Below are 261 nucleotides of genomic sequence, written 5' to 3'. Positions count from 1 at the left end.
GTTCATCTGACAAATGTTCACACTCCACTCGATACGGATCGCCAAAGCTCGGTTGTGGAACCTTAAAGGGATCTGGAGCCCTGCAGTGGCTGTGTGCAAAACTCACCGCCACCGGTGAACGAGCTCCTGGAAACTGCCGCCCATGGAAGAACTTCGCGACCTTGCCAACCTCCTCAACGGTTTTTACACGAAGGGTGGCTGAACCAGATCGTTGGCCAATTCCGGGCTTCACCCGAATCTTTTCAATGGATTCCATCAAAC

Annotated in this window: 1 protein-coding gene; it reads right to left on the bottom strand. The window is 52.9% G+C overall.

Translation table 11 applies throughout. The features are described from left to right. Window positions 1-261 (bottom strand): hypothetical protein (locus ACYQ78_RS39755; protein WP_459806169.1); only part of this gene is annotated, 261 nt, incomplete at both ends.

Source organism: Herbidospora sp. RD11066 (assembly GCF_054661255.1).
This window is presented reverse-complemented; position numbering and strand designations above follow the sequence as displayed.